This window comes from Acidimicrobiia bacterium (genome assembly GCA_030584185.1).
Taxonomy (GTDB): Bacteria; Actinomycetota; Acidimicrobiia; order Spongiisociales; family UBA11373.
On the sequence record CP129495.1, the window covers coordinates 1,024,258 to 1,036,086 of the forward strand.

General features: G+C 67.0%; 17 protein-coding genes. 8 read left to right on the forward strand and 9 right to left on the reverse strand.

The genetic code is table 11. From position 1 onward, the window contains the following. Positions 1–9: 9 nt before the first annotated feature. Together QY307_05220 and QY307_05225 are read left to right on the forward strand one after the other, a co-directional pair. Positions 10–420 carry a GNAT family N-acetyltransferase gene (locus QY307_05220; protein WKZ83643.1) on the forward strand — a complete coding sequence of 137 codons (411 nt, stop codon included), beginning with the start codon at positions 10–12 and terminating at the stop codon, positions 418–420. After that, complete coding sequence (locus QY307_05225; protein WKZ83644.1) at positions 309–1,481, forward strand: IS3 family transposase; 1,173 nt, start codon at positions 309–311, stop codon at positions 1,479–1,481. The genes QY307_05220 and QY307_05225 overlap by 112 nt, the downstream gene beginning before the upstream one ends. A gap of 123 nt (positions 1,482–1,604) precedes the next feature. Here QY307_05225 and QY307_05230 read toward each other — a convergent pair whose 3' ends face one another. From QY307_05230 to QY307_05250, 5 genes are all read right to left on the reverse strand, one after another. Further along, positions 1,605–2,084: a hypothetical protein gene (locus QY307_05230; protein WKZ83645.1), complete on the reverse strand. Its 480-nt coding sequence runs from the start codon at positions 2,082–2,084 to the stop codon at positions 1,605–1,607. Positions 2,085–2,210: 126 nt separating this feature from the next. Next, complete coding sequence (locus QY307_05235) at positions 2,211–2,549, reverse strand: hypothetical protein (protein WKZ83646.1); 339 nt, start codon at positions 2,547–2,549, stop codon at positions 2,211–2,213. A gap of 237 nt (positions 2,550–2,786) precedes the next feature. Further along, positions 2,787–3,875 carry an FtsX-like permease family protein gene (locus QY307_05240; GenBank protein WKZ83647.1) on the reverse strand — a complete coding sequence of 363 codons (1,089 nt, stop codon included), beginning with the start codon at positions 3,873–3,875 and terminating at the stop codon, positions 2,787–2,789. Continuing rightward, on the reverse strand, positions 3,872–4,507 hold the full coding sequence (locus tag QY307_05245; protein ID WKZ83648.1) for an ATP-binding cassette domain-containing protein: 636 nt from the start codon (positions 4,505–4,507) through the stop codon (positions 3,872–3,874). The genes QY307_05240 and QY307_05245 overlap by 4 nt, the downstream gene beginning before the upstream one ends. Positions 4,508–4,514: 7 nt before the next feature. Then, positions 4,515–5,579: a peptidoglycan-binding domain-containing protein gene (locus QY307_05250; GenBank protein ID WKZ83649.1), complete on the reverse strand. Its 1,065-nt coding sequence runs from the start codon at positions 5,577–5,579 to the stop codon at positions 4,515–4,517. 300 nt (positions 5,580–5,879) lie between these two features. Here QY307_05250 and QY307_05255 point away from each other — a divergent pair, with 300 nt between their 5' ends. The 3 genes from QY307_05255 to QY307_05265 all read left to right on the forward strand — a co-directional run bounded on the left by QY307_05255 (position 5,880) and on the right by QY307_05265 (position 7,004). Beyond that, positions 5,880–6,089: a transposase gene (locus tag QY307_05255; protein WKZ83650.1), complete on the forward strand. Its 210-nt coding sequence runs from the start codon at positions 5,880–5,882 to the stop codon at positions 6,087–6,089. Positions 6,090–6,566: 477 nt separating this feature from the next. Continuing rightward, positions 6,567–6,809 carry a hypothetical protein gene (locus tag QY307_05260; GenBank protein WKZ83763.1) on the forward strand — a complete coding sequence of 81 codons (243 nt, stop codon included), beginning with the start codon at positions 6,567–6,569 and terminating at the stop codon, positions 6,807–6,809. Positions 6,810–6,830: 21 nt separating this feature from the next. Then, positions 6,831–7,004 (forward strand): hypothetical protein, encoded by a 174-nt coding sequence (locus QY307_05265; protein ID WKZ83651.1) that lies wholly within the window; start codon positions 6,831–6,833, stop codon positions 7,002–7,004. 160 nt (positions 7,005–7,164) lie between these two features. Here the strand turns inward: QY307_05265 and QY307_05270 are convergent, their stop codons facing one another. Further along, positions 7,165–7,440 carry a hypothetical protein gene (locus QY307_05270; protein ID WKZ83652.1) on the reverse strand — a complete coding sequence of 92 codons (276 nt, stop codon included), beginning with the start codon at positions 7,438–7,440 and terminating at the stop codon, positions 7,165–7,167. Between the two features lie 178 nt (positions 7,441–7,618). Here QY307_05270 and QY307_05275 point away from each other — a divergent pair, with 178 nt between their 5' ends. Both QY307_05275 and QY307_05280 read left to right on the forward strand, forming a co-directional pair. Then, positions 7,619–7,975, forward strand: coding sequence for a hypothetical protein (locus QY307_05275; GenBank protein WKZ83653.1), 357 nt, complete (start codon positions 7,619–7,621; stop codon positions 7,973–7,975). Between the two features lie 86 nt (positions 7,976–8,061). Beyond that, a complete protein-coding gene (locus QY307_05280) occupies positions 8,062–8,571 on the forward strand; it encodes a hypothetical protein (protein WKZ83654.1) in 510 nt (169 codons plus the stop codon). A gap of 109 nt (positions 8,572–8,680) precedes the next feature. Here the strand turns inward: QY307_05280 and QY307_05285 are convergent, their stop codons facing one another. From QY307_05285 to QY307_05295, 3 genes are read right to left on the reverse strand one after another with little or no spacing between them, the layout of a single operon-like run. After that, a complete protein-coding gene (locus QY307_05285; protein WKZ83655.1) occupies positions 8,681–8,905 on the reverse strand; it encodes a hypothetical protein in 225 nt (74 codons plus the stop codon). An 8-nt stretch (positions 8,906–8,913) separates the two neighbouring features. After that, complete coding sequence (gene hutH, locus QY307_05290; GenBank protein ID WKZ83656.1) at positions 8,914–10,425, reverse strand: histidine ammonia-lyase; 1,512 nt, start codon at positions 10,423–10,425, stop codon at positions 8,914–8,916. Next, entirely contained in the window at positions 10,422–11,330 is a 909-nt protein-coding gene (locus tag QY307_05295; protein ID WKZ83657.1) for an arginase family protein, read from the reverse strand. Before QY307_05295 ends, hutH begins: the two co-directional genes overlap by 4 nt. 59 nt (positions 11,331–11,389) lie before the next feature. Here QY307_05295 and arfB point away from each other — a divergent pair, with 59 nt between their 5' ends. After that, entirely contained in the window at positions 11,390–11,824 is a 435-nt protein-coding gene (gene arfB / locus QY307_05300; GenBank protein WKZ83658.1) for an alternative ribosome rescue aminoacyl-tRNA hydrolase ArfB, read from the forward strand. Positions 11,825–11,829: the final 5 nt, after the last annotated feature.

Below are 11,829 nucleotides of genomic sequence, written 5' to 3' on the forward strand. Positions count from 1 at the left end.
CGTGGGAGGGTGACCGAGACCCGATACGAGTGGCGCGGCGACTTCGCCAATCACGAGGTGAACGCCATCCACGCCGAAGCATTCGAGCATCGCCTGATCGACGACGACTGGAGGTCGATCACCGAGAGGCACAGCCTCGGCTGGGTGACCGCCCGCGAGGGTGATGCGCTGGTCGGGTTCGCCAACGTCGTCTGGGACGGGACCGTGCACGCCTGGCTGCAGGACGTGATGGTCGCCTCCGCCGCCCGCCGCCGGGGAATCGGCCTCGCCATGATCGGCCTGGCGACCGAACGAGCGAAGGCGGGAGGATGCGAGTGGCTGCACGTCGACTTCGACAACGACCTCCGCCCCTTCTACTTCGACGCCGCCGGGTTCGTACCGACCAATGGCGGGCTCATCGACCTGACCAGAGTCGACTGAACGCGCCGGCCTCACGGCCGACGGCCCGAGGTGGCAGGCACAGTCGCTTACGAGATGGCCTCGTCGGTCTGACGTCGGCGGAGACGGCCGAGTTGGTCACAGCGCGGCGTCGGCTCCGTGAGCTTGAGACGGAGGTGGCGATCCACCGGCGCGCTACGGAGCTGTTGAAGGGCGAGGCCTCCCCAAAAAGGCGATTCGCGGCGATCCGGGTGATGGCCGCAGAAGGACTCCCCGTGGAGAAGGCCTGTCGACTGTTGGGCGTGTCAGTGTCGGGGTACTACTCGTGGAGGGACCGGCCACCGTCGGTTCGGGCGATCCGCCACGCGTGGCTGACGGAGTTGATCGCCAAGGCCCACACCGATTCGCGGGGCACCTACGGGGCGGCTCGTGTCCACGCCGAGCTGACCCTCGGTCAGGGGATCACGGTCGGTCATCAGGCAGTGGAGATGCTGATGCGCCGTGCCGGCCTGCAGGGCCTCACCGGGCGGCCCAGACACCGCAAGGTTCCGAACCTGGCAACGTCGTCTGATCTGGTCGACCGGTCCTTTGGCCGCGACGAACCAGATCGCCTTTGGGTGACCTACATTACCGAGCACCGCACGCGCGAAGGCAAGGTCTACTGCGCCGTCGTGTTGGACACCTTCAGCCGCCGCGTTGTCGGATGGTCGATCGACTCATCGGCCACTGCCACGCTGGTGACCAGTGCCCTCGGGATGGCGATCGACCAACGAGCCCCAGTCGCCGGCGCGACCGTGATACATAGCGACCAGGGCACGCAATTCGCATCGTGGGCGTTCACCCAGCGCGCGATCGATTCGGGACTGTTGCCGTCGATGGGATCGATAGGCGATTGCTACGGCAACGCGATGATTGAGTCGTTCTGGAGCCGAATGCAGGTCGAACTGCTCAACACGCGGCGGTGGAGAACGCGGCTGGAGCTGGCCCGCGCGATCTTCGATTACCTCGAAATCTGGCACAACCGCCAGCGCCGACACTCATCGCTTGGCATGATGACACCGATCGAGTTCGAATTTCGACATCAACCCACACCGGCAGCATGAATCCAACAACCGGCCTCCGCCAAACCCAGGGTACCCCAAAGCCTTCGGGAAACCCGGACGGGTTCACTACTCCGCAATGGAGACAGTGTGGGGGCGCTGGATGGACCGTGCCGCCCCCGCGTCTCATGGTTGAGGACAGATCCCGTTGATTCGATCCCACTCAGCCGGGTCAGGGGGATCGACAGCCAAGTATGGGTGCCATACACCGGGTTGCTCCAAGAATGCCTCTAGCGACGGAGCGGGAGGTGGGAAGTACCCTTCCATCACCAGGCAGCGAGCGGTCTCAACGAGCTGCCAGTAGAAGGCGGTGAGCGCATCCTCGTCCATGGGGGCGACGACGCCGAACCTGCGGTCCATTTCCGTAAGGCACCCAGCTTCTGCGGCTTCGAATGCGGTGACCTGCGATTCCGGCGTGTTGTACATGAACATGCCGCCGGACTCACCTACCGGGGGGAACCCCTTGTCCGTTAGACAGTCAGCCATGAACTCGTTCCGCGACTGCACCTGGATCGCGGGCGGCTCCGTGGCTCCGGTGGGGTCATCCGGCGCGGCACTGCAGGCGGTCAGTATCACGACCACCGCGACCGCGAAGACTGAGGCCATGGGTCGGAAGGTTGACACCAACTGCCCCATCGGGTTCTGGTCAGGTCCGCTCATGCGGCCCGCCTGCCCACCGCGCCCAGGCTCGTCGAGACTCACGGAAGGTGGAGGCCGGGTTGTCTCGTGTCGTTAGAAGCATGACGCATACGAACCCGAGTAACTCCAATTGGCCTCGTACAACGAGACCAACGCCTTCAGCGTGTATGAATGAGTCCCGGTGAACCCGTTCCAGTAGACCTGCGTAATCCGATAACCCGAGTTGCTGTCGGTGACGTAGTAGCTGTCGACATAGTGGCGATGGTTCATGTCGGAGTAGATCCGCGTCTTCACTTCGTTCGCAAAGGGATCGTCGCAAGTCACTGTGCCGGACTCATAAGTCTTCCAGTAGGCAACCGCCCAAGCGGCCGACGCTACACCTAAGAGCAGGGTCGACACGATGATCATTACCACGAACTGCCGACGGGCCATTGGAGCCTCCGTCGTCTTGGGTACTGAATTGCTTCAAACAATAGCTTCGCCAATCTCGATTGTGGGTGTCGTAGAGCGATCGCGGGCCTGGAGGCAGGGACCGCTCACGAGGTCGCCCTCGTTAGACTTGAAGAGCCACCATCCAGAAGGGGCTGCATCCACATAAAGGCCGGTCGGGTGATGTGGTCGGCGCTGGTCGGTTGGGTGTTCGAGGTCCGTCGTGAAATCGTCCCCATGTCACGGCACCCGGAGCACCTTCACCGGGTCACGGTGGGCCGCGACCACGGCGGGGGGTAGGGCGGCGGCGATGGTGGCGATCACCGCGAGTACGGCGACGGCGACCGCGAAGGCGGGATCAGGGAGCTGATGGGTGAGCCGCCAAACCACCGAGGTCCCGACGGCGATTCCCAGGGCGGCACCGAGGACGCCGGTGATGGCGGTTTGCATGGTGACCAGGGCGATAATCGCTCCCCGGCTGGCGCCGAGGGCGCGGCGGCGGCCGAAGTCGCGGCGGCGGGTCGTGACTGCCCCATACATGTTGAGTACCACCAATACCAACCCGGCACCGAGGATCATCAGGACGAGTCTCCGCCCGTACGTACCGAGTTCGCCGGCGACGGCGGCGCGTATCTGAGCAAGGGACTCGGATGTCTGCACCCTGAGGGAGGACGGGTCCGAAGGTCCGACCACCGCCACCACTGCGTCGGCGAGTGCGGCGACCTGGTCGGGTCGCTGGGCGAGCACGTGGATGGTCCGCACCACCGGGCTGACTACAGCGGGGCCTGGGGCGGCGAGAATCGACCGGTCGAGATGTTCGAGCGGATCTCCCGCATCGAACCAGCCCACCACCGCGTAAGAGGAGCCATCGGAGGACTCCACTCCGCCGGCTGGCACCCGGAGACCGAGGAGTGTCTGCGCCTCCGGCCCGACGAGCGCGGTTCCCGGGGCGACGTCCCACTCGGAGTATGCGACCTGGGGCGGGATCGTCCCGTATATGGGCCTCAGCGCCACCGGCTCACCCCCTGGGATTCCGGCGGCCCTAACGTCGGATGCCGGTCCCAGCCCCACCACCCACTCGAGCCCCGAGAGGCTTTCGATGCGGCGTACCGAGTCGGGGTCCATCCCTGCCCGGCCTTCGGTGTCGGTCAAGGTGATCGATCGGGTGCCCGCATCGTCGATACGGGAGAGGATCGCGTTTTCGGCCTGGATGGTCTGCCCGGTGGTCGAAAGGATCACCCCGCACACCGCGGCCACGATCAGCGTCGTGACCGTCGAGGCGACTGGCTGAGCCCGGGCCACCCGTACCGCCTCAGCGAACAGTCTCATAGCGCAAGCACCTCGTCGCAGGCGGCGACCACCTTGGGGTCGTGTGAAGCGATCACCACCGTCGCTCCGTCAGCATGGGCGAGCCCGACCAGGGAGTTGATCACGACGCGGGCGGTATCCGTGTCGAGGTTGCCGGTGGGTTCGTCAGCGAGAACCACCCGCGGCTTGTTGAGCAGGGCCCGGCACAGGGCAACCCGCTGCGCCTGCCCACCGGAAACCTCGCCCGGTTTGTGGGCGGCTCGAAGACCCACATCGAAATGGACCATCAACTCACCGGCTCGCGCCACCGCGACCCGACGGCGCATCCCGGTGTAGAGGGAGCCTTCGATGATGTTGTCGAGCACGCTGCGGGTCGAATCCAACGCGGCGTCCTGAAAGACGAACCCTATCCGATCGGCCCGAACCCTCGACCGTACCCGATCCGAGCTAGCCCCCAAGTCCTCGCCGTCGAAGGCAATCCGACCCGACAACGGCGACAGCAGTAGCCCCAGCAGGTAGAGCAGCGTCGACTTTCCGCTCCCCGACCGCCCGGTGATCCCCGTGACACGGCCAGCGGGGAACGCCCAGTCGAGTCCGTCGATGATCGGCTCTCCCCGCTTGTACCCGAACGACAGACCGGATATCTCGATCATCGGTGGCCTACCCACCCGGCGGCGAGGTCACCCGGATCAGGATCACGGTGCCGACCTCGATGCCCTCGACCACCGCGATCCCCTGGGCTGACTCGACGATATCGATGTCTATGCGCTCGCCCGCAGGTGTGGTGACGAACGGTTGATTGCCGGCATCGAGCTGGATCGCCGCCACCGGCACCACCGGGCCCACCGTCTCGGGAATCACCACGATCTCCACCAGGAAGTCGGTAGGCCGCTCCAACTCCACCCACCGCCGACACCCGGCCCCACAGATCGGACCACCATCAATGGTGGTGAGGATCAGATCGAGACGGCCGATCGCGGGGTTCTCCACGGCGCGTTCCACCCGGCCCTCCCAGACGCCATCGGGATAGGTGACGAACACTGTCGACGACAGAGGCACCAGGGTCCGCTGCTCGACCGATAACGGCACCCGGAACACCGGATCCGACGGCACCTCCAACACCAACCGCTCACCGCCCGAGACCGATGCCCCCACCACCAGTTCCGAACCCAGCGCCACCCGCACCGGTAGCTGCGGCACGAAGATCACATCACCCCGGCGTACCACCCCGTCGACCGGCACCCCCAGCGACCCCTGCCACGCCCGCACCGCGGCACGGGTAGTCACCCCGAACACTCCGTTGATGTCACCCGTGTAGAAGCCCAATTCGGTCAGCAGTTCTTGCACCTGGGCGACATCGGCTCCGGCGACGTTCAAGGCCAAATCACGGAACGCCGGCACCGGTCCCACTGCAACCACCACCGGCCGCAGGTTCACCGAGTAGAGCGTCTCTCCGACCGCAAGCTCGTCGCCCGACGACACGGCCACCGAAGTGACCACCCCGGCAGCCGAGTTCCACGCCAGGGGACGCAACTCCCACTCAGCCACCGCGGCGAACTGCAGGGACCGACCCACCCGGCCCTCGGCCACCGTATAGGTCACCGGCTCAGAAACACCCTCCAACGGATCTTCCGGCGGCACCAACACCACCCGCCCCGCCCAGAACCCGGCAGCACTGACCACAGCGAGACCAAGGATGACGATCACCGTCCGGCCGGTCCTCATCGTGACTGACTCCTCGGCGCAACTGCGGGCAGGCTACCCGGCTGGCTGCGTCATCGGGATGATCGGATCACCCGGGTCCCAGGTTGACCAACCGCCCGGTGGTGTCTGGGGGCACGCCATCTGGATGGAGTCCCAACCCCCGCCTCCCGCTATTCCCGCATACGGATTCCATGGACCGGTCTGATAGCTCTCAATACAGAGATCCACCGAGGGCGGGTCGGATGGCCTGACCCCCTGAGATTGGTCCACTCGTGGCGAGAGACCGAGACCCACAAGTGTGGGTGAAGGAGGATCATCACGATGGCGAGACGACGACATACGCCGGATCAGATCGTCCGGAAGTTGCGGGAGGCGGATCGGCTTGTCGGGGAGGACGCCGATGTGGCTGCCGTCGCCAGGCACCTCGAGGTGTCGGAGGCGACGTATCACCGGTGGCGCAACCAGTACGGCGGCCTGAAGGCCGACGACTCCAAGCGCCTCAAGCACCTCGTGGTGAGAACCGGCGGTTGAAAAAGATCGTGGCCGACAAGGAGCTCGAGATCGACGCGCTGCGGGAGATCGCCCGGGGAAACTGGTGAGCCCGTCGCGGCGACGCCGGGCCGTGGACATGTTGGTGTCCCGGTTGGGGTTGTCGCAGCGGCGGGTGTGTCGGATCGTTGGTCAGCATCGTTCCACCCAGCGTCACGCCCGCAGCGAGCCGGATCCGGATCGTGGTCTGCGCCGGTGGCTGGGGGACTTCGCCAAGCGGCATCCCCGCTGGGGATACCGCCGGGCTCATGCCGTGGCGGTTCGAGAAGGGCACCTGGTCAATCGCAAGAAGGTCCAGCGCCTGTGGCGCGAAGAAGGACTACGGGTGCCGCAGAAGAGGCGCAAGCGGCAACGGCTGGGTGACTCCACCACCCCGGCGGATCGGCTGGCCGCCGAGCATCCCGATCATGGGCGCTGGACTACCAGTTCGACGTCACCGTCACGGGACGGACCATCAAGATCCTCCACGTCCTCGACGAACACACCCGGGAGTCGCTCAGCGATCTGGTGGCGTATTCGCTCGACGCGGATGCCACCGTCGGTGTCGTGGACAAGATCGTCGGGCAACGTGGAACCCATCGCCGCTTCATCCGCTGCGACAACGGACCCGAGCTCACCGCCAACGCCCTGCGCGACTGGTGCCGGTTCACCGGAGCCGGCACCGCCTACATCGACCCCGGCGCACCGTGGCAGAACCCGTGAGTCGAGTCCTACGGATCCCGGATGCGCGACGAGCTGTTGTCCATCGAAGCGTTCGACACCCTATTAGAAGCCCAGGTCCTCATAGCCGACTGGAGAGAGGAGTACAACGGGCACTCCGCGTTTCGGCGGGGTGTGATGGTGGCGAGGAGGTTCCAGTTGGGTCTGTCGGCGAAGAGCAGGGCCCGGATCCGGTAGTTGGGGAGGCTGGTGATCCCGAAGGCGGCCCGCTCGAGGCCACGATCGTCCGGGTGAGCAAAGCCCCGGTCTGCCTTCTCCCGAGCACCTCCGAGGCGTGCGCGGCGAGCCTGCTCCTCGGTCCAAGCCCTGGCGGGACCTGGGTGTTGCACCCCCGCCCTCAACCCACCTGGTCGAATTCGCCTCGTTCGATCAAGTCGGCGATGGCCTCGATCGAAGGCCCCGGCGGGCGGTCCCGGTCCAGACGGGGCACCACGGTGCGGATCAGGTCGCGTACCGCAGCGGTGGTCGGGGCCGGACGCAGCGGCTGGCGCCGGTCGATCCCCTCTGCCGCACACATCAGCTCCACCGCCACCACCCGCACCGCGTTGTCCAGCACCATCCCCAGCTTGCGGCCCGCCCCCCATTGGTGATTCCACTCAGGAGCCTCCGCCACGCCCCAGGACACACCAGAGCCTCCAAGAGGCCCAGGGTGATTCAAGCTCCCAGTTTCAACCTGGCTTGACAATGTTTGCCTGGATCGCGTATCTTGACCGCTGTGCACGATTCAGGCGTGCCGTTATCGCCGCGCGGAGGTGGAATCGATGTACCAACAGCGGAAGATGGCTCGCCAAGTGCGCGTCCTCGTGGTCGCCGTTTCTATTGTTGGGTCCATGCTGGCCGTATCGGCGACGGCATGGGGCCACAGCTGGAATTTCGAGAGTTGCCAGTTCGCGGGAACCAACTGGATGTCCGGCGGCAACGGCAACTCGAGCACGACCGAACTCAATCCCGACGAGTGCGACTACCTCTGGACCAGGCTTCAGTTTCGCACGGAAGGCTACTGGTTCTGGTCGAGTGCTGCCTACAGCTACGAAAACCTTGGCCAAGTGGTTCGGACGGTGTATCTCGTCCAGACCATCGGCGACAGCCAACACCGGGCCCAAGACAACTCCAGCAAGAACTACAGCTCGACGTACACCCACCCGTAGCGATGCAGCTAGGTGAAGCGGGAGTCCGCCGTATCGTCGCTTCAGCCGCAGTTGCGGTGCTTGGGCTCACCGGCTGCCAAGGAGGATTGGAAGTCGGTGACGCCATAGCGCGAGAGGCTGAGCTCGGGGGACTCCACGAGGCTGCCGTGGCGGGAGGATTCGAGTTTCAGGCGGAGATCCTCTCCGATGGGTTGGTGAGCTACGCCGAGTATGAGGCGGCTGTGTTCGCGACCATCAGCTGTCTGCGGGAGCAAGGTCTGAGAGTCCTGGGGCCAACAGAGTCGTCGGATGGACTTCTGGCCTACTCGTATGGTGGGGCCGAGACCAAGAAAGAATCAGACGCCCAAGTTGTCATCGGTGATGAGTGCGAGAGTCGGTATCTGAATTATGTCAGCGGAGGTTACAAGATCCTCCATGCTCCGAGCGCTGAGGAGATGCAACAGAGGCGCCTCGAGTATGCAGAATGCCTCCATGATCGCGGATACGAGATTCATGCTGGGGCCACCGGTCCGGAGATGGACGAGCTCTCATCAGCAGTAGATGACTTGACCTGCGCCATTCGGTACAGCGACACCATGGTGATCTCTGGGTACTAGGTGCTCTGGGTCGGGCCTGACGGGAACGCTTGTGTCGTACCGAGTTTCGACATCCTGATTCGATCGAGAATGTCAACCGGATCGCGCGCCCTTGATGGCACTCCGCGTTTCAGCGTGGTGTGATGGTGGCGAGGAGGTCCCAGTTGGGTCTGTCGGCGAAGAGCAGGGCCCGGATCCGGTAGTTGGGGAGGCTGGTGATCCCGAAGGCGGCCCGCTCGAGGCCCTGATCGTCCGGGTGAGCAAAGCCCCGGTCTGCCTTCGCCCGATCACCTCCGAGGCGTGCGCGGCGAGCCTGCTCCTCGGTCCAAGCCCTGGCGGGACCTGGGTGTTGCACCCTCGCCCTCAACCCACCTGGTCGAACTCGCCTCGTTCGATCAGGTCGGCGATGGCCTCTACGGACGGCCCCGGCGGGCGGTCCCGGTCCAGGCGGGGCACCACGGTGCGGATCAGGTCGCGTACCGCAGCGGTGGTCGGGGCCGGACGCAACGGCTGGCGCCGGTCGATCCCCTCTGCCGCACACAGCAGCTCCACCGCCACCACCCGCATCGCATTGTCCAGCACCATCCCCAGCTTGCGGCCCGCCCCCCACCCCATCGACACGTGGTCCTCCTGCAGGCCCGACGTGGGCACGCTGTCCACCGAAGCCGGATGGCACAGCACCCGGTTCTCGGCCACCAGCGCCGCAGCCGTGTACTGGGCGATCATGTACCCGGAGTTGAGTCCGGGCCGGGTGGCCAGAAACGGGGGCAACCCCGCCGACCGCGCCGGGTCCAGGATCCGATCGGTGCGCCGCTCCGAGATGCTGCCCAACTCGGCTACGGCGATTGCGGCGAAGTCGAGGGCGAAGGCCAGCGGCTCGCCGTGGAAGTTCCCCGCCGACACCACCTCGCCCCGATCCCCGAACACGATCGGGTTGTCCACCACCGAGCCCAGCTCGACACGCGCCACCGACTCGCAGTGGGTGAGCACGTCACGCGCCGCCCCATGAACCTGAGGGGCGCAGCGCAACGAGTAGGCATCCTGAACTGCATGGTCGAAGTCGTCGCGATGGCTGGCCACGATCTCGGAACCCGCCAGGGCGCCGCGGATGCGACGAGCCGACTCCACCTGCCCCGGATGCGGGCGCAGGGCATGCACCTCCTCGGCGAAGGGCCGTTCGCTGCCCAGCAGCGCCTCCACGCTCGCGGCCGCCGCCAGATCCGCCGCATCCACCAGCCGGCGTGCCCGCTCCAACGCCAGCACCAGCATCGCCAGCATCCCCTCGGTGCCGTTGAGCAGGCTCAGGCCCTCCTTCGGTTCCAGCACCAGCGGTTCCAGGCCGGCACCGGCGAGAGCATCGGCGGCAGGCATCACCACGCCGCCCGCCCGCACCGTCCCCTCCCCGATCACCGGCAGCGCCAGGTGGGCGAAAGGGGCCAGGTCGCCCGAAGCCCCCACCGATCCCTGCGACGGGACGACGGGCAGGATGTCACGCTCCAGCAGTTCGAGGAGCCGACGCACCACCTCCACCCGCACCCCCGAGTATCCCTGAGCCAGGGTGCGCGCCCGCAGCAGCAGCATCGCCCGCACCTGCTCGTCGGGAAGCGGCGGCCCCACACCGGCGGCATGAGATCGAAGCAGGGCCACCTGCATCTCCGCCGACATCTCGGGCTCCACCCGGGTGCTCGACAGCGCACCGAACCCGGTGGTCACCCCGTACACCACGGCGTCGCCAGCCACCGCCTCGGCGATCACCCGCCGCGCCGGCTCCAGACGACCCTCCACGTCCGGGCCGAGAACGACGCGGGTCTGGCGATGGGCCACTGCCACCACGTCGGCCGGATCCAGCGGATCGCCGGTGACGACGACGGTCACGACCCCTCCCGGGAAGCCAGCCCTGACACGAACGCCAGGAAGGCGGTGGCGGCGTTGCGCACCGTGATGCCATCACGGTCTCGTACCGGATCCACCTCCACGAAGTCGGCGGCGGCCACGGCCGGATGGCCCCCCGCCGCCCGGCAGGCGGCCGCCAGCTGCCGGGGGTTCATCCCCCCCGGTCGCGACCCGGGGCACCCCGGGGCGAAGGCCTGGTCGAGGACATCGACGTCGACGTCGACGAAGACCCAGTCGCACCTCCGCCCCAGGTCGTTCAAGGCGCTCGTCACCGCCCATCCCGCCCCCACCTCGTCGACCGTGGTCATGGTCACCACCTCCACCCCGTGGTCCCGGCACCAGGCGCGGTACTCCTGCGAGTTGGCGAACGAGTGGATCCCCACCTGGATCACCCGGCCGTCGGGAAGGCCGTCCTCGATCAGCCCCCGGATCGGACTGCCGTTGGTCGGCCCGCCCTCGGTGAGGCGGACATCGTGATGGGCGTCGAGGGTGAGGATCCCCACCCTCCCCAGGTCACCGCCGGCGAGGCCCTTCACCAGGGGGCGGGTGATGGCGTTGTCGCCGCCGAGGAAAGCCTTGACCGGCCCGGCGGGAAGCCCGGCGGCGAGCCGCTCCACCTCACCGGGCATGACGTGCATGTCGAGACCCTCCACCGGCCAGTCGCCCAGATCGGCGACGGTCACCCGGCGCAGATCGGCCTCGGTCTCCCCGTCGAACACCGACATGCCGCCCAGGGCGCTGCGCACGGCGCCGGGGCACCGCCACGCCTCGGACGGGCTGAGCGACGCCGACGACGACGGCACCCCGGCCACCAGCAGGTCGGGAGAGGAAGAGGCCGATGCCAGCCAGTCGTCGGCTCTTGGCCACAGAGGATCGGAGATCGCCATCAACCCCGAGGCTACCGGCAGCAGCGGGCCGGGAGCGTCCCCGCCGGTAGGGTTGCGCCATGACCGCCGACGGTCCGCTCCGGGTTGCGGCGAGCCTCACCATCCCCGCAGCCGAACTCAGATGGCGCTTCGACCCGTCCGGAGGGCCCGGCGGTCAGCACGCCAACAAGACCTCCACCCGCGCCGAGGTCTCGTGGGAGGTGGCCCGCAGCGAGGCGGTCACCGAGGAGGTCCGCTCCCGCCTCCTGGAGCGGCTTGGCGGCCGAGCCCCGGGCGGGGTGATCACCATCGCCGTCGACGAGACCCGGTCCCAGTGGCGCAACCGGGTCATCGCCCGGAGACGGCTGGCCGCCGTGCTCGACGAGGCGCTGCGACCCGAGGCGGAGCGGGTCGCCACCAGGATTCCGGCGTCGGCCCGTCGCAGGCGCCTGGAGCGCAAGAGGCGGCGGGCCGAGCTGAAACGAGGGCGACGAGCACCCGAACCCGACGAGTGAGCCGT